At 63.7% G+C, this 23,302-nt stretch carries 23 protein-coding genes; 13 read left to right on the top strand and 10 right to left on the bottom strand.

Annotation, left to right across the window (positions count from 1 at the left end; all coding sequences use genetic code 11):
• Positions 1-238 precede the first annotated feature (238 nt).
• The 7 genes from ACOOE1_RS20290 to ACOOE1_RS20260 all read left to right on the top strand — a co-directional run bounded on the left by ACOOE1_RS20290 (position 239) and on the right by ACOOE1_RS20260 (position 6,927).
• Positions 239-1,045 (top strand): phosphoadenylyl-sulfate reductase, encoded by an 807-nt coding sequence (locus ACOOE1_RS20290; RefSeq protein ID WP_420404023.1) that lies wholly within the window; start codon positions 239-241, stop codon positions 1,043-1,045.
• A gap of 202 nt (positions 1,046-1,247) precedes the next feature.
• Complete coding sequence (locus tag ACOOE1_RS20285; protein WP_420406456.1) at positions 1,248-2,084, top strand: ferredoxin--NADP reductase; 837 nt, start codon at positions 1,248-1,250, stop codon at positions 2,082-2,084.
• Positions 2,085-2,110: 26 nt separating this feature from the next.
• Complete coding sequence (locus tag ACOOE1_RS20280; RefSeq protein ID WP_420404022.1) at positions 2,111-2,857, top strand: response regulator; 747 nt, start codon at positions 2,111-2,113, stop codon at positions 2,855-2,857.
• A gap of 137 nt (positions 2,858-2,994) precedes the next feature.
• The gene (locus tag ACOOE1_RS20275) at positions 2,995-4,422 is read left to right on the top strand and encodes a circularly permuted type 2 ATP-grasp protein (RefSeq protein ID WP_420404021.1); all 1,428 of its coding nucleotides are present in this window, start codon (positions 2,995-2,997) and stop codon (positions 4,420-4,422) included.
• Entirely contained in the window at positions 4,422-5,363 is a 942-nt protein-coding gene (locus ACOOE1_RS20270; RefSeq protein WP_420404020.1) for an alpha-E domain-containing protein, read from the top strand. The genes ACOOE1_RS20275 and ACOOE1_RS20270 overlap by 1 nt, the downstream gene beginning before the upstream one ends.
• A gap of 2 nt (positions 5,364-5,365) precedes the next feature.
• Positions 5,366-6,169 (top strand): transglutaminase family protein, encoded by an 804-nt coding sequence (locus ACOOE1_RS20265; RefSeq protein WP_420404019.1) that lies wholly within the window; start codon positions 5,366-5,368, stop codon positions 6,167-6,169.
• 26 nt (positions 6,170-6,195) lie between these two features.
• A complete protein-coding gene (locus tag ACOOE1_RS20260) occupies positions 6,196-6,927 on the top strand; it encodes a peptidase (RefSeq protein WP_420404018.1) in 732 nt (243 codons plus the stop codon).
• Between the two features lie 7 nt (positions 6,928-6,934).
• On the opposite strand, the gene ACOOE1_RS20255 is transcribed toward ACOOE1_RS20260, so the two are convergent.
• The 4 genes from ACOOE1_RS20255 to ACOOE1_RS20240 all read right to left on the bottom strand — a co-directional run bounded on the left by ACOOE1_RS20255 (position 6,935) and on the right by ACOOE1_RS20240 (position 10,614).
• Positions 6,935-7,285 carry a VOC family protein gene (locus ACOOE1_RS20255; protein ID WP_420404017.1) on the bottom strand — a complete coding sequence of 117 codons (351 nt, stop codon included), beginning with the start codon at positions 7,283-7,285 and terminating at the stop codon, positions 6,935-6,937.
• Positions 7,286-7,297: 12 nt separating this feature from the next.
• Positions 7,298-7,768: an MOSC domain-containing protein gene (locus ACOOE1_RS20250; RefSeq protein WP_420404016.1), complete on the bottom strand. Its 471-nt coding sequence runs from the start codon at positions 7,766-7,768 to the stop codon at positions 7,298-7,300.
• Between the two features lie 176 nt (positions 7,769-7,944).
• Positions 7,945-10,152, bottom strand: a complete 2,208-nt coding sequence (locus tag ACOOE1_RS20245; RefSeq protein WP_420404015.1) for a molybdopterin cofactor-binding domain-containing protein — start codon at positions 10,150-10,152, stop codon at positions 7,945-7,947.
• Between the two features lie 3 nt (positions 10,153-10,155).
• On the bottom strand, positions 10,156-10,614 hold the full coding sequence (locus tag ACOOE1_RS20240; RefSeq protein ID WP_420404014.1) for a (2Fe-2S)-binding protein: 459 nt from the start codon (positions 10,612-10,614) through the stop codon (positions 10,156-10,158).
• 139 nt (positions 10,615-10,753) lie between these two features.
• Between ACOOE1_RS20240 and ACOOE1_RS20235 the strand changes: the two genes are divergently transcribed.
• Positions 10,754-11,671, top strand: a complete 918-nt coding sequence (locus tag ACOOE1_RS20235; RefSeq protein ID WP_420404013.1) for a LysR substrate-binding domain-containing protein — start codon at positions 10,754-10,756, stop codon at positions 11,669-11,671.
• Between the two features lie 9 nt (positions 11,672-11,680).
• On the opposite strand, the gene ACOOE1_RS20230 is transcribed toward ACOOE1_RS20235, so the two are convergent.
• Positions 11,681-12,082, bottom strand: coding sequence for a GFA family protein (locus ACOOE1_RS20230; protein WP_420404012.1), 402 nt, complete (start codon positions 12,080-12,082; stop codon positions 11,681-11,683).
• A 46-nt stretch (positions 12,083-12,128) separates the two neighbouring features.
• Entirely contained in the window at positions 12,129-13,346 is a 1,218-nt protein-coding gene (locus ACOOE1_RS20225; RefSeq protein ID WP_420404011.1) for a winged helix-turn-helix domain-containing protein, read from the bottom strand.
• Positions 13,347-13,407: 61 nt separating this feature from the next.
• On the opposite strand from ACOOE1_RS20225, the gene ACOOE1_RS20220 reads away from it, so the two are divergent.
• Entirely contained in the window at positions 13,408-13,815 is a 408-nt protein-coding gene (locus ACOOE1_RS20220) for a VOC family protein (RefSeq protein ID WP_420404010.1), read from the top strand.
• Between the two features lie 3 nt (positions 13,816-13,818).
• On the opposite strand, the gene ACOOE1_RS20215 is transcribed toward ACOOE1_RS20220, so the two are convergent.
• The 3 genes from ACOOE1_RS20215 to ACOOE1_RS20205 all read right to left on the bottom strand — a co-directional run bounded on the left by ACOOE1_RS20215 (position 13,819) and on the right by ACOOE1_RS20205 (position 18,466).
• Positions 13,819-16,341, bottom strand: a complete 2,523-nt coding sequence (locus tag ACOOE1_RS20215) for a hypothetical protein (RefSeq protein WP_420404009.1) — start codon at positions 16,339-16,341, stop codon at positions 13,819-13,821.
• Between the two features lie 64 nt (positions 16,342-16,405).
• Positions 16,406-16,669 carry a ribbon-helix-helix domain-containing protein gene (locus tag ACOOE1_RS20210; RefSeq protein WP_420404008.1) on the bottom strand — a complete coding sequence of 88 codons (264 nt, stop codon included), beginning with the start codon at positions 16,667-16,669 and terminating at the stop codon, positions 16,406-16,408.
• A 159-nt stretch (positions 16,670-16,828) separates the two neighbouring features.
• On the bottom strand, positions 16,829-18,466 hold the full coding sequence (locus ACOOE1_RS20205) for a GMC family oxidoreductase (RefSeq protein WP_420404007.1): 1,638 nt from the start codon (positions 18,464-18,466) through the stop codon (positions 16,829-16,831).
• A gap of 161 nt (positions 18,467-18,627) precedes the next feature.
• Here ACOOE1_RS20205 and ACOOE1_RS20200 point away from each other — a divergent pair, with 161 nt between their 5' ends.
• Genes ACOOE1_RS20200 through ACOOE1_RS20190 form a run of 3 tightly spaced genes read left to right on the top strand, consistent with a single transcriptional unit; the run spans position 18,628 to position 21,260 of the window.
• Positions 18,628-19,650 (top strand): ABC transporter substrate-binding protein, encoded by a 1,023-nt coding sequence (locus ACOOE1_RS20200; RefSeq protein ID WP_420404006.1) that lies wholly within the window; start codon positions 18,628-18,630, stop codon positions 19,648-19,650.
• 49 nt (positions 19,651-19,699) lie between these two features.
• Complete coding sequence (locus ACOOE1_RS20195) at positions 19,700-20,467, top strand: ABC transporter ATP-binding protein (protein ID WP_420404005.1); 768 nt, start codon at positions 19,700-19,702, stop codon at positions 20,465-20,467.
• Positions 20,460-21,260, top strand: a complete 801-nt coding sequence (locus ACOOE1_RS20190) for an ABC transporter permease (protein ID WP_420404004.1) — start codon at positions 20,460-20,462, stop codon at positions 21,258-21,260. Before ACOOE1_RS20195 ends, ACOOE1_RS20190 begins: the two co-directional genes overlap by 8 nt.
• A 3-nt stretch (positions 21,261-21,263) precedes the next feature.
• On the opposite strand, the gene ACOOE1_RS20185 is transcribed toward ACOOE1_RS20190, so the two are convergent.
• A complete protein-coding gene (locus tag ACOOE1_RS20185; protein WP_420404003.1) occupies positions 21,264-22,094 on the bottom strand; it encodes a DUF547 domain-containing protein in 831 nt (276 codons plus the stop codon).
• Positions 22,095-22,272: 178 nt separating this feature from the next.
• Here ACOOE1_RS20185 and ACOOE1_RS20180 point away from each other — a divergent pair, with 178 nt between their 5' ends.
• On the top strand, positions 22,273-23,298 hold the full coding sequence (locus ACOOE1_RS20180) for a C45 family autoproteolytic acyltransferase/hydolase (RefSeq protein ID WP_420404002.1): 1,026 nt from the start codon (positions 22,273-22,275) through the stop codon (positions 23,296-23,298).
• Positions 23,299-23,302: the final 4 nt, after the last annotated feature.

Raw genomic sequence — 23,302 nt, 5'->3', positions numbered from 1 at the left:
CAGCCTCGGAGGGGGTGATCCTTCCCGCGGGATTTGACAGGGCAGCTTGCATCCGCGTCACCAACTGCTAAAGCGCCACGGGCACGTTCCCGTGGGCCCGAACCGAGCGGCGGGCATGACGCGCGAGGCGCGGTCTTGCATGACCTTGACGATGACGAGGCGGACGAAAGTCTGTCAACGGGCAGGCTTGCCCGGTCGCCGGGGCCGCCTGCGAGCGACGCGGAATGGATGAGAGATCATGGCGCAAGCGATCGAACGGGCAACGAAGGACGGGCGGACCTCCCACCTTCACCGCGACAGGACGGAAAACGAGACGGCGGAACTGCACCGCCGGATCATGGAAGAATATTCGGGTCTGGATGAAGCCGGGCTTCTTCACGCCCTGACCCAGGACGTCTTTCCCGGACGAAGCGCGGTCATTGCCTCGTTCGGAACCGAGTCGGCGGTCCTGCTGGACCTCGTCGCCGAGGTCGACAAATCGATCCCCGTGATCTTTATCGATACCGGCAAGCATTTCGCGGAAACGCTGGCCTATCGGGACGAACTCATCGCCAGGCTGGGCCTGACGGACGTCCGGAACGCAACCCCCTCCACCGCCCTGATAAAGCGACAGGACCGGGACGGAACGCTCTGGCAGAGCGATCCGGATGCCTGCTGCAATCTGCGCAAGGTGCTGCCGCTGCGTCAGGCGATCACGCCCTTCGGGCTGATCGTCACGGGGCGCAAGCGTGCGCACGGCGGTACGCGCGCGGATATCGAGCCGGTCGAGCAGTTCGGCGAACGGATCCGCCTCAACCCGCTCGCAGATTGGGACGAGTCCCGGATCGACGCCGAATTCACGGTCCGCGATCTGCCGCGCCATCCGTTGCAGGCGGCCGGTTACCGCTCGATCGGTTGTGCGCCCTGCACGGCCCCGGTAGCGGCCGGCCGGCCGCAGCGCGCCGGGCGCTGGGCCGACCTGGAAAAGACCGAGTGCGGGATTCACTTCGATGAAAACGGCATCGTGCGCCGCCCGCCCGGCCCGAACGACAAGGCCGCGGCCTGACCCTTTGCAACCCTCCCATGTCGCGGCAATTGCAAGACCGGTCGCCGCGCATGGCATGGAAAGATTGAACCGAACGACCGCCGACGCTAGAAAACGGCGGTCATTGGCCCAACCTTAGGGCCGTTGACCTCAACCGCCGCCCGGATCGGGCGGTGCCGGCCAGGCTGCCGGACCTCTCAACGGGAGAGCAGGTACAGTGAACATGATGGACAGTCACGTGACGATCGTGGAAAGCGCGGAAGCGCGCGGCACCGGAGGATTTCCGGTCCCGGACGGAGTCTTCGCCGAGACCGTCACCGAGGTGCAGCATTATACGGACAGGCTGTTCCGGTTCCGCATGACTCGCCCGCAAAGCTTCCGCTTCCGGTCCGGCGAATTCGTGATGATCGGCCTGCCGAATGCCGAGAAGCCTGTCTACCGCGCCTATTCCATCGCCAGCCCGTCCTGGGACGAAGAGCTCGAGTTCTTTTCGATCAAGGTTCCGGACGGCCCATTGACCGAGCACCTGCAGAAGATCCAGCCGGGCGACACCGTTCTGATGCGCAAAAAGCCGACGGGCACTCTGGTGAATGACGCGCTGCTCCCGGGCAAGCGTCTCTACATGTTCTCCACCGGCACCGGCATCGCGCCCTTCGCCTCGGTTATCCGAGATCCGGAGACGTACGAGAAATTTGACGAACTGATCCTGACCCACACTTGTCGCGAGGTCGCGGAACTGACCTACGGCAGAGAACTCGTCGCATCGTTGAAGGAAGACGAGATTTTCGGCGAGCTTGCCGGCCCTCAGCTCACTCTCTATTCGACCACGACGCGCGAGCCGAGCGAGAGGATGGGACGGATCACCGACCTGATGGAGAGCGGCAAGCTCTACAAGGACCTCGGCGTACCGCCACTGAACCCCGAGACCGACCGGGGGATGATCTGCGGTTCGATGGCTATGCTGAAGGACGTGAAGGACCTCTGCGAGAAAGCCGGGCTGACCGAAGGGGCGAACAACAACCCCGCACAGTTCGTCGTCGAGCGGGCCTTCGTCGGCTGATCCCGCACGAAGGTGGCTCCGGATTCTTGCTGGGCAGCCTTTGGATTAACTTCAAATTAAATTCTGTCGACCATGCTCCTGACAAGATCGACTTCGGAGCAGGCTTCCTTGGCATTGGCCAACGGGCTGCTGAATCGAGGTCATCAGAGCGACCGGAATCCAAGCGACAGGAGGACCAAGGCATGAAGTTCCGTCAGGACGTGGACCTGCCAGCCCACCTATGCGGGTCTCCCGCTTGGCCTCGCATCGGCATCATACGGCAATCCCGTCATTTGGCGGCCACCGACACCGAAGACCCGGACGCCTTTATCTTCGCCGATGAAGATGAGGAAGACGAGGATACCGCTCCGGAACAGCAGGCCCCGTGGCGGGTCCTCATCGTCGACGACGATGCCGACGTGCATCGATCGACGCTGCTCTCGCTCGGCGGTGAAACCGTGCTCGGCCGCCCGCTCCATTTCCATCACGCCTATTCACGAGAGGAAGCGGTCGAGGTACTGACCAAATGCGACGGGATCTCTCTCGTCCTGCTCGACGTTGTGATGGAATCACCCGAAGCGGGCTTCGAACTGGCGCGGCATATTCGCGAGGACATCGCCGACAATGATATTCGGATCGTTCTCCGGACCGGCCAGCCAGGGATGCTGTCGGACGAGGATGTGAGGAACGTTAAGAATATCAATCGGTTCGTTCTGAAGGCACAGCTCACGCACAGCATGCTTCTGGATCTCGTGACATCCGAGATCAAGCAGTTCCAGACCCTGGCGGCCTGACGGCACCAGCTGCCCATGAACCGGTCTCTCGTTGCACCTCGAAGTGTCGAAAGACGCGGTTTCCATTTGTCCCGCTGTCACACGCCTGAAATCTTCGCACTTGCGAAACGTTCCTGGAACTTGCTCTAATTCGTGCCATGGGAGATGGCACAAGCGATTACGATGAGATGTTCGGCGGCGGCGGAGGGGTCCGTGACGCCTATCGCGAATACCACAACTGGATCGCTGCCGAAGATCCGGCGCAGCTTCTGAAGAAATCCGCCGAGGCGGAGAAATTCTTCCGGCGCACCGGGATCACATTCAACGTCTATGGCGACACGGAAAACACCGAGCGACTGATTCCGTTCGACGTTGTGCCGCGCATCCTCTCGTCACGTGAATGGGCACGCCTTGCCCGCGGTATCGAGCAGCGCGTGAGGGCGATCAATGCCTTCCTGCATGACATCTATCACCGCCAGGAGATCGTCCGGGCCGGCCGCGTACCGGAACGCCTGATCGCCGAAAACAGCGCTTTCGAGCCGAAGATGATCGGTGTCTCACCGCCGGGCGGCGTCTACACCCACATTGTCGGGATCGATCTGGTCCGCACGGGCGACAACGAGTTTTTCGTGCTTGAGGACAATGCCCGCACACCCTCGGGTGTCTCCTACATGCTGGAGAACCGGGAGACGATGTTGCAGATGTTCCCGGAACTGTTCTCGAAAATTCCGGTGCAGAGCGTCAGCGACTACCCGAAAGCCCTGCGCCGCGCTCTTGCCCGCTCCGCGCCGAGCGTTTGCAAGGGCCGGCCTGTGATCGCGGTCCTGACCCCGGGAATACACAATTCCGCCTATTTCGAGCATTCCTTCCTCGCCGACCAGATGGGAGCGGAACTTGTCGAAGGACACGATCTGCGCGTGACCGATGGCCGCGTCGCCATGCGGACAACTAGGGGCTACGAGCCGATCGACGTGATCTACCGCCGCGTCGACGACGAGTATCTCGACCCTCTGAACTTCAACCCGGACTCGATGCTCGGCGTCCCGGGCATCATGGATGTCTACCGGGCTGGCGGCATCACCATCGCCAACGCGCCCGGCACCGGCATCGCCGACGACAAGGCGGTCTACTCCTACATGCCGGAAATCGTGCAGTTCTATACCGGCGAGGTTCCGATTTTGAAAAATGTCGAGACCTGGCGCTGCGGCGACCCCGACTCGCTCGCCTATGTGCTCGACAATCTCGAAGACCTCGTCGTCAAGGAAGTCCACGGCTCCGGCGGGTACGGCATGCTGATCGGCCCGACCGCGAGCAAGAAGGAAATCGCCCGATTCCGCAAGTTGCTGAAGGCAAAACCGGGCAATTACATCGCCCAGCCGACACTTGCGCTCTCCACCGTTCCGATCCTGACGAAAGCCGGCCTCGCACCGCGCCATGTTGACCTGCGCCCCTTCGTGCTGGTCTCGCCGGACAGCGTCGACATTACGCCGGGCGGACTCACCAGGGTCGCGCTCAAGAAAGGGTCCCTGGTGGTCAATTCCAGCCAGGGCGGCGGAACCAAAGATACCTGGGTGCTGGACGACTGATGCTGGGAAAATCCGCAGGCGGCCTCTACTGGATGTTCCGCTATCTGGAGCGGAGCGAGAACCTTGCCCGTCTCCTTGAAGCCGGTTTCCGGATCGCCCTCACCCGGTCCACGGCGGCGACCAGCGAGTGGCAGTCGGTCATTGCCACGGCGGGCGTCACCGCGGGGTTCGAGAACCGCTACGACGAATACACGGCCGCCAATGTCGTCGATTATCTGCTGCGCGACCGCGATAACGCTTCGAGCGTCCGCGCCGTCACCGAACAGGCCCGCACCAATGCCCGTCTGGTCCGGACCGCCCTCACGCGCGAGGTCTGGGAAGCCACCAACGAATGCTGGATGGTGATCAGCCAGACCCTGCAGCGTCCGATCCGCGAGCGGGATCTGCCGGAGGTGCTCGCGGTCATCAAGCAGCAGAGCACGCTGGTCCGCGGCACCCTGGTCGGCACGATGCTGCGGAACGACATCTACAATTTCGCCCGGCTCGGAACCTTCATCGAGCGGGCGGACAATACCGCGCGCATTCTCGACGTGAAATACTACGTCCTGCTGCCGTCGCTCTCGCATGTCGGCTCGTCGCTCGACAATGTCCAGTGGGAAACCATCCTGCGCTCGGTCTCGGCGAACCGGTCCTATCGCTGGCTGAACGGAGAGAACATCAACCCGAGCGGCATTGCGGACTTCCTCATTCTCGACCGGAGCATGCCGCGGTCTCTCGCCCATTGCATCCAGGAAACTCGCGCCAACCTAATCCAACTCAGTACCCAGTATGAGGAGCGCAAACCGTCCCACGATTGCGTCGAGAAAATCTTCGAAACCCTCGACAAGAGATCGATCGACTCAATCCTCGCGTCCGGTTTGCACGAATTCTTAAAGAATTTCATTCAGGGTATCAGCGAGCTGAGTTCCCAGATTGAACAGGACTACAGGTTCTATAGCTAGCCATGCGCCTACGGATTTCCCACAAGACGAGCTATCACTACGATGCGCCCGTCCCATTCGCGCTCCAGCAGCTTCGCAAGACACCGCGCTCCTTTGCGAGCCAGTCGGTTCTTGATTGGCGGATCACGCTCGAAGGCGCCCGCGAGGAACTGAACTTCACGGACCAGCACGGCAACCACGTGATCCTCTGCGGCACCGAGCCGGAGAGCGAGAAAGTCACCATCCAGGTCGAAGGCGAAGTCGAGACCCACAACACCCACGGGGTGCTCGGCGAGGAGGGCTTCCAGGCGCCTTTCTGGTACTACCTCCGGGAAACGCCGTTGACCGCCCAGGGTCCTGAAGTCCGCAAGTTGCTGAAGTCCCTCGATGTCACCTATGACGACGACATCTCCCGCCTGCACGCGCTCAGCAATCTGATTCGCGAGCGAGTCTCCTACGAGACCGGCAAGACCGAGGTCACGACCACCGCCGAGAATGCCCTGAAAGCGGGCCACGGCGTCTGCCAGGACCACACGCATGTCATGATCGCCGCCGCCCGCGCTCTCGGCTTCTCATCCCGCTATGTCAGCGGTTACCTGATGATGAACGACCGGGTACACCAGGATGCGGCGCATGCCTGGGCGGAAATCCACGTGATTGGCATCGGCTGGGTCGGCTTCGACATTTCGAACGGCATCTCGCCCGACGAACGCTATGTACGCGTCGCCTGTGGTTTGGATTATAAGGAAGCTGCGCCTGTATCAGGGTTGCGTTTTGGAAACAGTGCCGAATCGCTTTCCGTGAACCTCCAGGTCGAGCAGCAGTAACCGCCCATTCGGAGCTCTCCAATACCATGACCTACTGTGTCGGCCTCAGGCTGGATAAGGGTCTTGTCTTCATGTCCGACACCCGCACCAATTCGGGCGTCGACAACATCTCCCAGTTCAAGAAACTGTTCACCTGGTCGATTCCGGGCGAGCGTGTTCTCACCATCATGACTTCCGGCAATCTGGCGACCACCCAGACCGTTATCAGCATGATTGACGAGCGGGCCAAGGCGCCGGAAGACCGGAGTCCGTCGATCCTCGAGGCGCCGTCGATGTTCGAGGTCGCGCGCCAGGTCGGCGAGATGCTGCGCGAAGTAATTCTCACCTCCTCGCCAACCGGAATGCGCGCGGATTCGACGTTCGATGCGACGATCATGCTTGGAGGACAGATCCGCGGCGGAGAGCCGCGGCTGTTCCTGATCTATCCGGAAGGCAACTTCCTGGAGGCCTCGGAGGACACCCCCTTTTTCCAGATTGGCGAGACCAAATACGGTCGGCCGATCATTCTGCGCGCCTTTGATCCGGCGATGAGCTTCGAAGACGCCGTCAAACTGCTCCTGGTCTCCTTCGACTCGACGGTGAAAGCCAACCTCTCCGTCGGATTGCCGCTGGATCTGATGACCTACGAGACGGACAGTTTCCAAGTCGGCCACACAAGGCGTATCAAGGCCGACGACCCCTATTACATGGCCGTTTCGGAAGGCTGGGGCGACGCGTTGAAGAAAGCTTTCAACGAACTGCCGGACTTCAGGTTCTGAGCCTCACTCATAGATGCGTCAACACGTTCACCAGTCGGCCTTCTGGATCGCGCAGGTAGAACCGGCGGACACCCCACGGCTCGTCCGCCGGTCCGTACTCGATCTCGTAACCGCTCGACCGCACCTTCTCCAGCATGGCGTCCAGATCGTCGACCTCGATGGAAATGTCCGGAACCGGGGCGCCTGACCCGCCTTCGCGCATCAGGCTGAACTGGACGCGCATGCTCTCGTCCGAGCCGAGAGTCGCGATCCAGCCGAGATCCATCTTGAGTTCGAGACCGAAAAGCTCCCGGTAAAAGCGCGCCGTGGCTTCGACATCCGGTGCGGCGAGATTGGCCACGATCCGCTTGACGGTCATGAGGACCTCCTCCTAATCCACCGGTTCGAGTATGTCTCCGGGCCGAATCACGCCGCCCTCGACGATTTCGCAATTGAGGCCGGAGCGGTTCAGCAGCAGCTTGAAGAGCTTCTTGCCCAGCAGGTCGTCGAGATACTGGCAGGGCGTGTTCAGCCGTCCGCCATAGAGCACCACCTCGCCGACGCGGAATTTTTTCCCCACCAGATGGTTCAGCGGAACGCCGGTGACCGTCAGATTGCGCCGGCTCTCGACCGGGGTCAGTTCCATATTGTGATCCCGGGAAAGCGCTTCCAGGGTCTCGCTCTCGATCAGCGTGACCTGGCGGTCCGGCGCCGGTTTGTCGGAGTAAGTCCCGGTCCCGAGGAAATAGCGATCACCCTCGATCCCCTTGCCAGCGACCAGGGTTGCTTCCCTGAGCTCGGACATGTCTTCCGAACCCTTGGTGCAGATATGAATGTGATCGAGACGGCCAGTCCAGTGCATGTGCGCTCCCCCATTTGCGTTTGGGGAACCGTAGCATGAGCTTTTTTCCACTCCCACCAGTACAACTGTCCTTCCTGCGAAAGCATACATGACAACGCATAGGATGGATCAGCCTCCAATGAAGACCGCCGCCCGGATCAGGGCGGCGGCTCCAGTCAATTGATACGTCCGCGCAATCAGGCCGACGTAAAGCCTTTCTCGAAGGGCAGCACCCGGACCCGCTTGCCACTAGCGCGGAACACCGCGTTGGCGACGGCGGGACCGATCGGCGGGACGCCCGGCTCGCCGATGCCGGTCGGACGCTCCGTACTCTCGACGATATGGGCCTCGATCTTCGGCATCCGGTCGATCCGCAGCGGCAGATAGGTATCGTAGTTGCCCTGATCGACCTCTCCGTCGGTGAGCGTGATCTCCTCCTGCAGCACCGCGCCGAGACCGAACCCGATCCCGCCCTCGACCTGGGCCCGGATCACGTCCGGATTGATCGCGGTACCCACGTCGACAGCCGCGACGACACGATGAACGATCACTTCGTCATCCTCGACCGAGACCTCCGCGATCTCAGCGACGTAGGAGCTGAAGCTCTCATGCACCGCGACGCCGAAGTGATGGTCATCGGGCAGGGGCTTGCCCCAACCGGCCTTCTCGGCTGCCAGCTTCAGGACGCCGGCATGGCGCGGATGGTCCTTCAGCAGGTCGAGCCGGAACTGCACCGGGTCGGCTCCGAGATCGGCGATGATCTCGTCGAGAAACGCTTCGGTCGCGTAAGCGGTATGGGTCGAGCCCACGGCGCGCCACCAGAGCACCGGTACCTTCACGTCCGTCGTCGTCAGGCCGACCCCGAGATTGGGGATCGCATACGGCAGTGTCGAGGAGCCTTCCACCGAGGTCTGGTCGACGCCCTTCACGATCAGGCCCTCGAACGGCGTTCCCGCGACGATCGACTGCCCGACGATATGGTTGTCCCAGGCGACAATCCTTCCGTTCTCGTCGACCCCGGCCCGCATGCGGTGGATATAGGCCGGACGATAACGGCCGCCCCGCATGTCGTTCTCGCGGGTCCATTGCACCTTGACCGGCGCCTTCCAGCCAATCGCCTTAGCGATGGCCACCGCCTCGGCGACCACGTCGGCGTCCGGCGTCGCCCGCCGCCCGAAGCCGCCACCGGTCTTCATCACATGCATCTTCACCTTCTCCGGCGGGAGCTCGGCGATCTGCGAGGTGACATACTGGTAGAGATCCGGAATCTGGTGACCACCCCAGACCTCAAGCGTGCCGTCGGCATTCATCCGGGCGACAGCGTTCAGCGGCTCCATGGCGCCATGGGCAAGGAACGGGAACTCGTAGGTCGCCTCGAAGGTCTTGGCCGCCCCCGCGAGCGCCGCCTCCGGATCGCCGTCCCGACGGGCAATCGCCATCGGCGCCTTCGGTGCCAGCGCGCGATACTCGGACATGATCTGCTCGCTGCCGCGCTGCTCCGCCTGGCTCTCGTCCCAGTCGACGGTCACGAGGTCGCGGGCCTTCAGGGCGCTCCACATGTCCGTGGCCACCACGGCGACACCGCGCTTGATTGCGACCACGTCGGTCACGCCCTTCACCGCCTTCGCCTCCGCCGCATCGAAGCCCATAACGGTCGCGCCGAATTTCGGCGGATGGATCATCACCGCGGTGAGCATGCCCGGCAGCCTGACGTCGATTGTGAAATCCTGCGTTCCGTTGGTCTTGCCGACCCGGTCATAGCGCGCGATGTCCGCATTGCCGATCTCGGTCCATTCCGAACGGTCCTTGAGGGCAATCGTCTCGGGGATCTCCACCCCGGCCGCCTTCTTTGCGAAGGTGCCGAAGCCGGCCTTACGGCCGGAACCGGCATGGCGGATCATGCCTTTCTCGACCGTGATCTCTGAGGCCGGGACGCCCCAGTCGCCTGCGGCCGCTTCGGTCAGCATCATGCGGGCCGCCGCGCCCGCCTTGCGGTAGCGGTCCCAGGACGTGGCCATCGAGGTCGAGCCGCCAGAGCCCTGAGCGGCTCCGCCCCACATCAGGTTGCCGTAATGGGCGATATCGCCCGAAGCGCCCTGGACCGTGACCTGACCCCAGTCGGCGCCGAGTTCCTCGATCACCAGCGTGGCGATCCCGTGATAGGAGCCCTGCCCCATGTCGAACTGCGAGGAGAGGATGGTGACGGTATCGTCCTCGGAGATCATGATATAGGCGGCGAGATTGTTCCCCGGTTCCGGAGCGGGACCGGCGGCAAGACCGGTGAGCGGCCTGTAACCGATGGCAAAACCCGCGGCCGTGGCGGTCGCGGACAGAAGGAAATTGCGGCGCGAGACCGGCGCGTTCGCCGCCGTCCTGGCCAGATGGTCCAGTTTCTTCACAAGCATCGGTCAGGCCTCCAGACGGTCGGCTGCTTCGTGGATCGCGGCGCGAATGCGTTGGTAGGTGGCGCAGCGGCAGAGATTACCGCTCATCGCCGCGTCGATATCCTCGTCCGTCGGCTTCGACGTCTCGGCGAGCAGCGCGGCCGCGGACATGATCTGCCCGGACTGGCAGTAGCCGCATTGCGGCACGTCGAGATCGGCCCAGACCGCCTGCACGGTCTCGGCGACCTTGCCGTCCACCCCTTCGATGGTGGTGACCTTCGCGCCTTCCACATCCTCCAGAAAAGTCTGGCAGGAACGCACCGGCACGCCGTCGACATGGACGGTGCAGGCGCCGCACATGGCAAGCCCGCAGCCGAACTTGGTGCCGGTGAGACCGACATGGTCGCGGATCGCCCACAGCAGGGGCGTATCGCCGTCCGCATCGAGCTGGTGCTCGGTGCCGTTCAGATTGAGTGTGATCATTTTCAGCTCTCCCACACGTGCGTGAGAGCCTCCGGCGCTTCCCCGCGCCGCTCTCATCGCCGTTGGGCAAAAAGATGGGGGCAAACGCGAAAATGACACCCGACCTTGAACCGCAAGGATTATTCAATATTTCTCAGCAATGAGCCGCGATCTACTCCCTCATCTCCCCGTCATCCTCGCCGTCGCCAGGCGCGGCGGGTTCGCTGCCGCCGCCAAGGAACTCGGCATGAGCGCCTCGGCCGTCAGTCATTCCGTGCGGCTGGTGGAGGACCGGCTCGGCCTGCCGCTCTTCGCCCGCACCACGCGCAGCGTCTCCCTCACGGATTGGGGGCAGTTACTGGTGGATACCGCCGGACCGTCCATTTCCGGACTGGACGACGTGCTGGAACGGCTGAAATCGGCGCAGGGCAGCGTTTCGGGGCTGCTGCGCTTGACTGTCGCTCAACCGTTCACCGCCATGGCGGTGACACCGGTCGTGAAGGAAATGTTCCGGCGCTATCCGGATCTCAAGATCGAGCTCGATTCCGAGAAGCGGTTCGTGAACATCGTGGCCGATGGCTTCGACGCGGGGGTGCGGCTCGGCGGCAGCATCGACCAGGACATGAAGACCTTCCGACTGACGCCACCGTTCCGGACGATTTTGGCCGCGGCACCCAGCTATATCGAGCGCAACGGCAGGCCGGCATCCCTCGAGGAACTGGCAAACCACGATTGCATGTCCTACCGGATGCCGTCCGGCGGTCTCTATGACTGGGAGTTGGAATCCGGTGCCGGCGAAGTTCGCGTGCCCACTTCCGGAAGCCTGATCCTCAACGACTGGACCATCGCACTGGAATTTGCCCGGGACGGCTTCGGTATCATCTATATGTTCGAGCCCCTGATCGCCGGCGAACTGGCCGACGGCAGTCTGATCGAGGTTCTGCCGGAGGCCTCCGTCGAAGAGACCGGGCTCTTCCTCTATTACCCGGACCGGATGTCGAACAATCCCAAGCTGCGCGCCTTCATCGATACGGCGAGAACGGTGCTCCGGCGGCGGCATCCCACCGGCGCCGCATAGAAAACGGCTCTATTCCGGCTCTTGCTCAAAACTCTCCGAGTCGGCCGGTATCGCAATTCCGGGCAGCTTGCTTCGCGTCCAGATATGCTTGACGCCGGTCAGATCGACCGGAGAGGCAAGCGATCCGCCCTTGATCGAGGCCACTTCCTCGCTCGGATCCGCATGAGAGATCCGGCTCCCGCAAGTCTCGCAGAACAGACACAGGATCTCGCCTCCGGACGCGGTCGACCGTGACCAGATCTTGGTCCTGCCTTCGACAATCCGTACCGCATCGGACGGCACGATCACCGAGATCCCGAAAGCCGACGAGGACTGTTTGCGACACTCGATGCAGTGGCAGACGTAAATGTCGATCGGATCGGCATCCACTTCGTAGCGCACCGCGCCACACTGACAGCTTCCCTTCAGCATACAATCGACTCCCCCACATTCTAGGTATCAGGACAGAAATTGCCCGCTAGAGCGTCACCTCGAACCCATCCCCTTCGGCCCGCTCCAGACCCAGATATCTCAGCCAGCGCTGCAACTCCGCCTCGATCCGCGCCCTACGCTGCGCGGTGAGCGACAGCCGCGGCTCCAGCCAGAGCTTGCGGATGCGCAGCACGCCGGCCGGGCGGTCCGCCTTCATGTCGATCCGGCCGGTGAGCCGGTCGCCCTCCAGCGCCGGGAAGACGTAGTAGCCGTATTGCCGCTTCTCCTCCGGCACGAAGACCTCGATCCGGTAGTCGAAGCCGAACAGCCGCTGTAGCCGCTTGCGGTCGCGCAGCGCCGGGTCGAACGGGCTGAGAAATCGCACACGACCGGGCGGCGGCGACACCTCGTTGGCGATGTCGAGGGCGTCGGGGCGCGCCAGATGCCGTCGCACCGAGCCGTCCGCATTCAGGATTTCGACCGGGACGGCAGTCCCGTGATCCTGCCGTTCCGCCCAGTCCTTCGCCTCGGCCGGCGTGATGGCGTCCCAGTACGCAGCGAGCTCACCCGGCGTCGCGAAACCGAGCCGCTCAAGCGCGGATCGGCAGGCCCAGTCGACGAACTCCTCGTCATGGACCTCCGCCCCGAAATGTTCCGGCGGCACCACCTTCTCCGCCAGATCATAGACCTTCTGGAACCCTTCCCGCGCCGAGACCGCCAGTTCGCCGGTGCGCCAGAGATGCTCGAGCGCCGATTTCGACGGCTTCCAGCCCCACCAGGCCTTGTTCTCGTCCGTTCCGTCGTGATGGCTCTCCTCGGCCGTCAGGTCGCGCGACCGGACCGGACCGTTCTCCTCGATATGCGCCTTCACCCGGGCGCAGGTCTCCTCGTAATCCTCGCCGAGCCGCTCGCGCCACCAGTCGCGGCTCATCAGCCGCTCGCGCGTGCGGTGGAATTTCGGTCTCCAGTAGCGGAAGAACTCGACCGGGATCACCGAGGCGTCGTGCGTCCAGTTCTCGAAAAGAGTGCGTTCTCGTTCAAGGTGATGGTGCAGCCAGTCCGGCTTGTAGGCATTGGCACGGGAGAAAAGAATGTGATGATGCGCCCGCTCCACCGTGCGGATGCTGTCGACCTGCACGAACCCGATCCGGTGGATCAGCTCCGGCACGTCCTTGCGCCGGAACGGCCGGCCCGGAGCGTCGCCGAGGGCGTGCAGGTGAAGGAAGAGGCGGCGCGCTTCGCGATTGGGAAGTTGTTCGATCATGGACTATGCTCAACGGAGACGGGAAGAAAATGAAACATAACGTGAACAGAAAGAAAAGCCCATGGCGCTCAAAACCCTCGATCACGTGAATATCCGGACCAAAAATCTCGACGCGATGATCGCCTGGTACGGCCGCGTCCTCGACATGCATCCGGGTGAGCGCCCGCCCTTTCCTTTCCCCGGTGCATGGCTCTATGCCAATGGCGCGGCCATGGTGCATCTGGTCGGCGTGACTGCGGATCCGGCACCATACCGACCGGACGCGCAGCTCGAGCATTTCGCGGTTCGGGCGGACGGGCTTGCGGACTTCCTCGCGCATCTCCGCAAGGAGAAGGTCGCCTACCGCTGCGGCGTCTTGCCGGAAATGGGTATCCAGCAGGTCAACATCCACGACCACGACGGAAACCATATCCATATCGATTTCGCGCCGGGCGAGGCGGCCGACCTCACGGACTACGACGGGAGCTGAGTTTCACTCTGGCATATGCCGCCCGGCGATCCAGCGCAAACGTTCACCACGCAGGGCGGCGGCGCAGGCCTCCGGAAAGAACGTCTCCAGTTCCCGCACGCAGCCCTGGTTCTCGATCAACTCGTGCCTGCGGGCCTCGATCTTGGCGACGACGCGGGCCCGCCATGCGGGATCGGTGCCGCAGGCCAGCGCAATGCGGACATAGTCCGCATGGTCCTGCGCCACCAGTTCCATGACGTCGATCGCCTTGAGCCAGCCGACCGTCATCCGCCCGCGGACGTAATCCGCCGGCAGGGTGACCGGCGGAATGCCGAGCCCGAGCGCCTGGATGGTCGTGTTGCCGCCGCAGAAATGGGTTGTGTCGAGCATCACCGCGCTGTGCAGCAGCAGCGCGTAATAATCGAGCTTCGGCATGCGCCCGACCCAGTGGATCCGCCTGGTGAGGGGCCCGAGCGTATCCGCGAGCCTCGCCTGGAGCTGCCGGTTGCGGGTTTCCTGCCGGTCCTTCAGCAAAACGACAATACCGTTCGGGTCGCCTTCGAGGATTCCGCCGAGTATGGCGTCGAAATCCGGATGGAACTTGAAGAGGGTCTGCGGGCAGAAATAGAGCGTGCTGTCTTCCGGCAATCCAAAGTGGGAGAGCGGTTTCGGCGGCACCTCCGGCAGCGCCGGGTAGCAGAGCGGGATGTCGGCGGTCCGGACCGGCGACTCGGTGTAGTGCGATTCGCAGCCCCCGATTTCCTGCAGGGCCCCGCAGACGAAATAATCCATGTGCGGGAGCCCCGTCGTCACCGGATGGCCCTGCATCACGCATTGCACCGGGGCGAAGCGCGAGAAGCCGAGATAGTAGCTGAGCGGTTCCATGCCGATATCGCCGAAGACCAGGATATCCAGTTCCAGCGCCGCGATCTCCGCCCGCGCCTTCGCAAGGTCCTCGGGGATCCGGGTATATCCGGCCGGCCCGCTGCCGGGCGGGAAGATCTCGACATCCTCTTCCGCCGTGGGACTGATCAGATGCACCTCGAACCGCCCGGGGTCGAGATTGCGGATGATCCCCTCGCTGATGAACTTGACCGAATGATCGTAGAAATAGCGCGACAGGAACCCGATCCGCAGACGCCGGCCGTCGGGAGATGCCGGCGCCTCGCAATGCGGCGCGACGAAGCCGAGTTCCGGGCAAAGCGCGAGATAGGTCTCGGCGATCAGGGTCTGCAAGTCCCGATCATTCCTGCCGTGATAGGCGAGATAGAAATTGGGACGCCCGACATCCTTCAGCGGATCACTGATTTTCCCGCCCGATGCTTTGAGGGCCCGCATGCGGGTTTCGATGCCGGCGCGGATGGCATCAATCTCGGCTTCCGAGCGCAGAATTGTCGGAAAGGTCATCGCCCGTTTCATCGCCAGTGCCACGTCGTCCGGCGCCAGCGTCAGGGCCGCGTCGTAGGCCGCCGCCGCGCCCTCCATGTCCGTCATGTCGAACAGCAGGGCGGCGTGGTTCTTGATCGCCGGGAGGAGCTCTGGCGCGATCAACCGTGCCCGGCTGAAGGCGACATCTGCCGCCTCGAACGCGCCGAACGGTTTCAGCATGGCGCCGCGGTCGTTCCACTCGGACGCAACGCCGGGGACGAGGATCAGGCAACGGCGATGGCCCGATATTGCTGCCGCCTGACGGCCGGCGGCGAATTCCGCCAGGGCCTTCGCGGCGTGGGCCGTGGCGGAAAATGGCGCCGCCGCAACCGCCTGTCCGCCGAGCCGTAGAGCGGCCGAGACCTCGCCATGCAGCGCTTCTAGCCGCGCGCCGAACTTCAGTCCTTCGGCCCAGCCGGGTGCCAGCACGCGGCACCGGCGGTTGAGCCGGATGGCGGACGCGAATTCTCCCAGGAGCTCCTGCATCCGGGCCGCGTTATGGACCGCATCGAGGTCCGACGGCACGATCGCAAGGCTCTTCGCGAAGGCCGACACGGCGTCGCCATGCGCGCCCTTCTGAGCCAGGTGATGCGCCTTGAGAAGGTGCAGCCTGGCAGACAGGGGAAAATGGCGCAGCCCCTGTTCGAGAAACGTCTCGAATTCGGTCGATCCGGATCTCAGCGCCAGTTCGGCGAGACGCTCCGCCTGCGAGCTGTCGAGGTTCCCGGCCGCGGCCAGTTGCTTTCCGCTGGCGACGACATCGCCATGCGCCCCGGCGGCCCATGCGGTTTCGAACAGAAGGCCGGCGGCCGAAGGATCGCCGACCGCTGCCGCCACGCGCAGAGGCACCAGGGCCTCGGCCGCAGCGCCGCGGCGGAGTCTCAGGCGAGCAAGATTGAGCGCGACGCCGTCATGGGACGGATGCTGACGGAACGCCTCGACGAGCGTTGCTTCCGCCGCCTCCGCAGAGCCACTGCCGTCCAGCGCGATGGCCAGCATATTGCTGACATCCGGATCGGGCGCTTCGGCAAGGATGGCGCGGTATCCCGCGATGGCACGGACGAGATCGCCCGCATGATGCGCGGATCGTGCGGCGTCGAGGCTGGAGAGGTCGTTCATGGCGCGATGATACAGGCTCCGGCGACGGATGCCAGAAGCCGCTCACGCGTGGTCGAAGGAATTGTTAGTGGATCGGGTCCGGCTCGTCCGCCTTGCTGCGGAAATGCTCCAGCAGGAACATTCTGACTGCGGCGGTCCGGCTCATGTCCGGGAAAGCCTTCTCGGCGTCGGTCACGATCGTGTCGATGCACAGCTCGCGGTCATGCGCGCACTCTTCCAGGGCATCCCAGAAATCCTCTTCCAGGATGATGGAGGTACGGTGCCCCGCATATACATTCTTGCGCGATTTCGACGAGCCCATGCTGCCTCTGTTAAAATCCAACGCCATGGTTAATTCCCGCGAATACTAAAACAAATTGTGCCGGATCAACAACGTGTAACCGCCTGTTTTCACATCCAATCAGAAAAACATTAATTCTTGCTTAACGAGTTTACGCCGAATTCTCCCGGAATTTACCTAAAACCGACCGCACAAGAACGTATTCGCTCATTCGTGTAATCGGGCGGCCTCCGGCGCGGGCCGGTCGAGAATAAGATCGGACGCCTTCTCGCCGATCATCATCGTGGAAGCATTGAGGTTGGCGGAGGGCATGGTCGGCATGATCGACGCATCCGCAACCCGGAGCCCGTCGATGCCGCGTACGCGCAGCGCCTCATCCACGACAGCGGTCGGATCGCTCTCGGGTCCCATCCGGCAGGTCCCCATCAGGTGGAAGGTGGTCGTGCCCCGTTCGCGGGCGGCGGCCAGCAATTCGTCGTCCGTCTGCACGTCCGGCCCCGGATAGATCTCGCCGGCGAAAAACGGCATCAGCGGTTCGGTCTGGAGCAGCCGGCGCGCCAGTTTCATGCCGGAGAGCAGGACCTGGCGGTCGGTCTCCTCGGCGAGGTAGTTCGGCTGGATCGCCGGTGCCTCGAACGGGTCCGCGCTGCGGGCGCGGATGTAGCCGATGCTCTCCGGCCGCTGCTGCCAGGAGGCGATCGTCATGCCGGGTTCGTCGTCGAGCTTCGACTGCACGCCCTCCTTGTAGCTGGCGGGCGTGAAGGTGAACTGCAGGTCGCTGTTCCGCGCCGCCTCGTTCGAATGCCAGAAGCAGTAGACCAGCGTCGGGCTGAGGCCGAGGATGCTCTTCTGGCCGGTGAAATACTTGAAGATCTCACCCCAGAGCCGCGGCCCGCGCGCCAGCTCGTTGATGCTGCTCGAGTTCTTGACCCGGGCCGTGAAACGCGGCGCGTAATGGTCGCGCAGATTCTCGCCAACCCCCGGCAGAGCGTGACGGACCTCGATACCGAGGCCGCGCAGCAGCTCCGGGTTTCCGATGCCCGACAGCTGGAGAAGCTGCGGGGAATTCACGGTCCCGCCGGAGAGAATGACCTCTCGGCGGGCATGCACGTCCGTCGGAATACCGTGCCGGCCGCCGTGGGAGTAGCGAACCCCCGTCGCTCTCTTGCCCTCGAGCAGGATCTCAGTCGCGTGGGCGTGGGTCCGCACGGTCAGGTTCTTGCGCTTCATCGCCGGGCGGAGATAGCCCCGCGCCGTGCTCATCCTCCGCCCCCCGTGGATCGTCCGCTGGGCGTAGGAGACGCCTTCCTGAACCTGGCCGTTATAGTCCTTGTTGTGCGGGATCCCGAGGCTGACGGCGCCGAGGATGAAAGCGTCGCAAAGCGGATGCTGCCAGTCGATATTGGTGACCGCCATGTTGCCCTCGCGGCCGCGGAAGGTATCGTCCCCCTCCCCGATGCGGCGCTCGGAGCGCTTGAAATAGGGCAGTACATCGGCATAGCCCCAGCCGCGATTGCCGCGCTGCGCCCAGCCGTCGAAATCGAGCCGCTGGCCACGGTTGTAGATATGCCCATTGATCGAGCTGGACCCGCCGAGGGTCTTGCCGCGCGGCGCGGCGATGGAGCGTCCGCCGGTCCAGTAGCTCGGCTCGCTCTCGTAGAGCCAGTTCACCGACGGATCGACCAGCGTCTTCATGAACCCGGCCGGGATATGGATCATCGGATGATAGTCCGGCGGCCCCGCCTCCAGCAGACAGACCGTAACGGAAGGGTCGGCGCTCAGACGGTTCGCGAGCACGCAGCCGGCCGAGCCGGCGCCGACGATGACATAATCGAAGCTGTCCATTTGGAGGCGTTTCCAGAGGTTGGTTTATTGGCAACTATCTTTGCGCAAGCGGACCGGATTGCGCAAATTGGTTTCCACGACAAGGCGAAGCGACTAAGAAAGCGCATGTCTTCCGGCGGCAACCGATCCGCCAGTCAAAAACAGTTTCGGGAGGAACAGAGATGATGCATCTCTTCTCGCGCCGCGCCGTGATGGCAGGCCTCGCGGCCGTCGGATTGGTGGCCACCACAATCGGACCGGCGCTTGCCGCGGACAAGATCACCGTCGGCGCGCTGCGCTTCACCTCTCATGCGGGCGGCTTCGTTGCCTTCGAGAGAGGATATTTCACGGAGCAGGGGCTCGAGGTCGAGTTCAAGTTTTTCCAGGCGGCGCAGCCGATGGCCGTGGCAATCGCCTCGGGCGATGTCGATTTCGGCGTGACTTCGATCACCGCAGGGCTCGTCAATCTCGCGGACAAGGGCGCCGTGAAGGTGATCGGCGGCGTGCTGCAGGAGGAGAAAGGTATCGACGGCTCCGCCATCCTCGCGAGCAGCGCGGCCTACGAAGCGGGGCTCACCAGCCCGGCGCAACTCGCCGGCCGCAGCCTCGGCATCACCCAGACCGGTTCCTCCTTCCATTACATGGCCTCCCAGGTCGCCGCTAAGGAAGGGTTCGCCGCCTCCGAGATCTCGATGAAACCGCTGCAGAAGGTCGGCGCGATTATCGGCGCGCTGAAGTCCGGCCAGATCGATTCCATGATCATCGTTCCGCATATCGCCAAGCCGCTCTCGAAGGGCGGCGCGGCCAAGATCATCGGCTGGATCAACGACTATGACGACTACCAGGTGACCACCGCCTTCACCTCGGCGAAGAACGCGGCCGAGCGGCCGGAGCTAGTGAAGCGTTTTCTCGCCGCCTATGCCAAGGGCGCCGCCGACTTCAACGCGGCAATGGTGGACAAGACGAAAGGTGACGCCGCCATCGAGGAGACGACCAGGCTGATCCACAAGTACGTCTACACCAGCCGTCCCTACGAAAAGGCCGCCCCGTCGATCAAGAACGGCGCGATGCGTCTGCAGCCGAACCTCAAGCTGAACCTCACCAACGTGAAGAAGCAGCTCGCCTGGTTCCAGGCGGAAGGCCTTGTCGACAAGGGCATCGAGATCGACACGCTGGTCGACACGCAGTTCGTCGAAACCTACTGAGCGCAAGGGCCCGGCATCGCCGGGCCCCGCGCCACCCGGCGGAATTTCCATGCACCTCACACTCGATGCGGTCGGTCACAGTTACGGCGGCATGCCCGTCCTGAGCGGCATCGACCTCGAGATCCCGGCGGGCGAGATCATCTGCATCGTCGGCCCGTCCGGCTGCGGAAAATCGACCCTGCTCCGGTTGATCGGTGGGCTCGAGCAGCCGGACGAGGGCGCGGTGCTGGAACATGGCGCGCCGCCGGCCGACAGTCTCAACCCACTCACCTACATCTTCCAGGATTTCGCCCTGTTGCCCTGGCGCAGCGTCGCCGGGAACGTTTCGCTCGTGCTGGAGGATCATGGCCTTTCGAGAAGCGCATGCGACGGCATCATCGACGACGTACTCGCCCGCACGAAGCTCTCCGATTTCAAGACCGCGCTGCCGCGCCAGCTTTCCGGCGGCATGAAGCAGCGCGTCGCCATAGCTCGCGCCCTCGCCGTCCGCCCGGCGGTGTTGCTGATGGACGAGCCGCTCTCGGCCCTCGACAGCCAGACCCGAGAACTGCTGATGGACGATCTCGTCGCGCTCTGGTCGAAGACCCCATTCACCGGGGTCTATGTCACGCACAATCTCGAAGAGGCCGTCCGCCTCGGTCATCGCATCGTCGTGCTCTCGCGCCGTCCCGGCAAGATCCGCGACGTCGTGGAGATCGACATGCCGCTCGCCGAACGCCCGGGTCGGGCCGCCGAACTCGTCGCGGCCCGCGACCGGCTCTGGTCGCTGATCCGCGACGAAGCGGCCGCTGCCGACATGGAGCTGGTCTATGCCTGAGGCGGGCGCCCCCAAACCCGTTCGCTTCCGCGGCGGCGGTTTCAACCCCAAGCCCCGTGCCTGGGTCGGTTTCGCCGTTCTCGTCATCCTGATCGCCGTCTGGGAAACCGGCAGCCAGACCGGACTCATTCATCCGCTGGTGTTGCCGGCGCCGAGCGAGGCGGCCGCGGCCTTCATCGATCTCTACAACAGCGGACAGCTCTGGAAGCATCTGGGCGCCTCGCTCTCGCGCCTGATGATCGGCTGGACCGCCGGGACCCTTCTCGGTATCGCCGTCGGCTTCGCCATCGGCCTCTTTTCGCTTGCCCGCGCCGGCCTCGTGCCGATGGTTGCTGCGATCTTCCCGATTCCGAAGATCGCGCTGCTGCCGCTCTTCATCATCTGGTTCGGAATCGGCGAAGGCTCCAAAGTCGCAACGATCCTCTTCGGCACCTTCTTCCCGACCGTGGTCGCAACCTATGGCGGGGTGGACAACGTGGATCGCGGGCTCATACGCATGGGCCAGTCCTTCGGCCTTTCCTGGCTCTCCATCGTACGCAAGATCATCCTGCCCGGCGCCCTGCCGGCGATCCTGCCGGGCTTCCGGATCTCCGCCGCGATCGCCATCGTGCTGCTCGTCGCCGCCGAGATGATCGGCGCCGAGTTCGGCGTCGGCGCCTATATCCTGCTCGCCGGCAGCCTGATGGCGATGGACCAGCTCATCGCCGGCGTCGCGATCCTTTCCGCCATCGGACTCGCGGTCTCCTGGATCATCGGCCGCACGGAACGACTGCTGCTGCGCTGGCGGGTCTGACATTCATTCCGATACGTCGTTCAGCCGCCAGTCGTAGGCGTCATCGGAGATTCGCGTGACACTTTCCAGGGCCATGGCAAGGTCGTCTTTCGCATAGCGTTTCAGATGTGCGATCACGCCCGCGTCCGAGTCGCCGAAATCCTCTTCGAACCAATCGTAGATGCTGGAAACGATGAGCTTTCCACCCTCGATCCGGGCGCCGCGCGGATGATTGATGTAGGCCGTCGCCCCGTCTTCCAGAAACAGCTCCGCATTCGCCGAAGTCATCGCCTTCGCCTGCAGGTCGGGACACCCGAGCGAGGCGCAGTTCACTGCGTAGTGGATGCGGGGATCGCGCCAAACCGGGCGCAGGATCCGGTGCTCGATATCGTCGAGCGAAATGTCCTCGCCCTCGATTGCGACCAGCGTCTTGCCCCAGGGGCCGTCGGCAAAGAAACCCGGAGAAATGTCGATGTCGCGGATCGAGGCGACCGGATAATGCTCAAGGATCAACCCTACGGTCAGGGCATTGTAGAGGTTGACCCAGAAAGGCAACTGCTCGCGCCGCGAAAGCCTGCTCACCGGCGTGGCCACGAGGGTCGAGACATAGCTCCGGAGCGCGGCGCGGTCCGCTTCGGTGACGGCGCCATAAATGACGCGGGCGATTCCATCGGCGCCGGTCCGCACATAGCGCGAGAGGAACGCGTCCCAAACGGCATGGTCAGGGACGATATCGCTTTCGGGATCCTGCGCCGCCCATCGCTCCCAGAGGTCTGCTTTCGGCGCCGCGAGAGCCGAGCCGTTCATGATCGAGGCAAGAACCACGAAGGCGAGAAATAGGCGCCTGAAGAGCATGCGGTCGAACTCCCTGCCTGAAGCCGTTCGAGCGGTACTGTACTCGCGAACAAATCTGCGTATGGTATTTCCTCGCGGCAACAGTCCTCACCCTCACCCGCCATCACGTTGCCGCCAGCGGGCCGCCCTCCCGGGCAGGTCCGGCACCGAAGAAACGGCAACGAAGACGAAACGCACCATGGATCAGATCATTGCCAGCGGCACGTCCTACGATCTCGGTCAGGCGCTCGGCCGCAAGGGCGCCAAAGCCATCGCCGAGGCCTCCTTCGCGACACCGCAATTCCGCGCATTGGAGCAATGGCTCGGCTCCGAGCGGCTGGAAGGGCTGGAAGCCGCCGCGCGCCGGCATTTTCCGGACCATGTGCGCGAGATCGAAGGTATTGCCGACGGCGCGAGCCAGCCGTTCGAGAAGATCTTCCTGTGGAACTGCCGGGGCGACCTGCGCGATCTCGTGCGCAGCGACGAGGACGCCTGCACCAGCCTGATGATCCCGTCCGGAAGCGGGCATCCTGCTCTATTGGCCCACAATGAGGACGGCGATGCCGCGCTGGCGGGCCAGGGCTTCCTCGCACATTTCGAACCGGACCGCGGCCCGGCATTCGCAGCCTATTGCTATCCCGGGATGCTGCCCGGTCACGCCTTCGGCTGGAACGCGGCGGGCATCGTGCAGACCATCAACAACATCCGTCCGCACGACCTGACGATCGGTATCCCGCGTCATGTCATCACCCGCGCCCTGCTCGCCGCCGACACCATGGAACAGGCGCTGGAACTGCTGAGACGCACCGACCGGGCCTCCGGCTTCCATCACAATCTCGCCGACGGCACGGGCCGGATGGTCTCGGTCGAGGCGCCGGCAAGCGGATGTGTGGTGAAGGAGATCGACGCGCCGCACGCCCATGCAAACCATCTGATCCGTCCCGGCCTTGCCGGAATCGCACAGACTATTTCGGATTCCTCGCGGGAACGACAGAAGCGGGCGGAAGAGATGCTCATTGCCGGCGAGCGCGATCCGCTGACGATCCTGTTCGATCGCACACGGGCGGAAAACCCGATCCTCTGCCGCGCCGAACACGAGGCGAGCGACAGCTACACCCTCGCGACCTTCTGCTGCAGGTTCGAGACCGGCGGCATGCAATGGGGGGTCTACCATGGGCCCGATCGGGAGCCGGTGTTGTGCGGCGGCCTCGACAGAGCCGCCTGAGGTT

This window comes from Nisaea sp., assembly GCF_965216895.1.
Lineage (GTDB): Bacteria > Pseudomonadota > Alphaproteobacteria > Thalassobaculales > Thalassobaculaceae > Nisaea.
Note: the sequence above shows the minus strand (reverse complement) of the source record. Positions and strands in the feature narration are given on the sequence as shown.

Coding starts and splice junctions, on each gene's coding strand:
- ACOOE1_RS20275 (WP_420404021.1), top strand. CDS start 2,995: ATGGGAGATGGCACAAGCGATTACGATGAGATGTTCGGCGGCGGCGGA.
- ACOOE1_RS20200 (WP_420404006.1), top strand. CDS start 18,628: ATGATGCATCTCTTCTCGCGCCGCGCCGTGATGGCAGGCCTCGCGGCC.
- ACOOE1_RS20250 (WP_420404016.1), bottom strand. CDS start 7,768: ATGCACTGGACTGGCCGTCTCGATCACATTCATATCTGCACCAAGGGT.
- ACOOE1_RS20265 (WP_420404019.1), top strand. CDS start 5,366: ATGCGCCTACGGATTTCCCACAAGACGAGCTATCACTACGATGCGCCC.
- ACOOE1_RS20215 (WP_420404009.1), bottom strand. CDS start 16,341: ATGAACGACCTCTCCAGCCTCGACGCCGCACGATCCGCGCATCATGCG.
- ACOOE1_RS20190 (WP_420404004.1), top strand. CDS start 20,460: ATGCCTGAGGCGGGCGCCCCCAAACCCGTTCGCTTCCGCGGCGGCGGT.
- ACOOE1_RS20210 (WP_420404008.1), bottom strand. CDS start 16,669: ATGGCGTTGGATTTTAACAGAGGCAGCATGGGCTCGTCGAAATCGCGC.
- ACOOE1_RS20225 (WP_420404011.1), bottom strand. CDS start 13,346: ATGATCGAACAACTTCCCAATCGCGAAGCGCGCCGCCTCTTCCTTCAC.
- ACOOE1_RS20235 (WP_420404013.1), top strand. CDS start 10,754: ATGAGCCGCGATCTACTCCCTCATCTCCCCGTCATCCTCGCCGTCGCC.
- ACOOE1_RS20255 (WP_420404017.1), bottom strand. CDS start 7,285: ATGACCGTCAAGCGGATCGTGGCCAATCTCGCCGCACCGGATGTCGAA.
- ACOOE1_RS20285 (WP_420406456.1), top strand. CDS start 1,248: ATGATGGACAGTCACGTGACGATCGTGGAAAGCGCGGAAGCGCGCGGC.
- ACOOE1_RS20270 (WP_420404020.1), top strand. CDS start 4,422: ATGCTGGGAAAATCCGCAGGCGGCCTCTACTGGATGTTCCGCTATCTG.
- ACOOE1_RS20260 (WP_420404018.1), top strand. CDS start 6,196: ATGACCTACTGTGTCGGCCTCAGGCTGGATAAGGGTCTTGTCTTCATG.
- ACOOE1_RS20245 (WP_420404015.1), bottom strand. CDS start 10,152: ATGCTTGTGAAGAAACTGGACCATCTGGCCAGGACGGCGGCGAACGCG.
- ACOOE1_RS20230 (WP_420404012.1), bottom strand. CDS start 12,082: ATGCTGAAGGGAAGCTGTCAGTGTGGCGCGGTGCGCTACGAAGTGGAT.
- ACOOE1_RS20185 (WP_420404003.1), bottom strand. CDS start 22,094: ATGCTCTTCAGGCGCCTATTTCTCGCCTTCGTGGTTCTTGCCTCGATC.
- ACOOE1_RS20205 (WP_420404007.1), bottom strand. CDS start 18,466: ATGGACAGCTTCGATTATGTCATCGTCGGCGCCGGCTCGGCCGGCTGC.
- ACOOE1_RS20220 (WP_420404010.1), top strand. CDS start 13,408: ATGGCGCTCAAAACCCTCGATCACGTGAATATCCGGACCAAAAATCTC.
- ACOOE1_RS20240 (WP_420404014.1), bottom strand. CDS start 10,614: ATGATCACACTCAATCTGAACGGCACCGAGCACCAGCTCGATGCGGAC.
- ACOOE1_RS20180 (WP_420404002.1), top strand. CDS start 22,273: ATGGATCAGATCATTGCCAGCGGCACGTCCTACGATCTCGGTCAGGCG.
- ACOOE1_RS20195 (WP_420404005.1), top strand. CDS start 19,700: ATGCACCTCACACTCGATGCGGTCGGTCACAGTTACGGCGGCATGCCC.
- ACOOE1_RS20290 (WP_420404023.1), top strand. CDS start 239: ATGGCGCAAGCGATCGAACGGGCAACGAAGGACGGGCGGACCTCCCAC.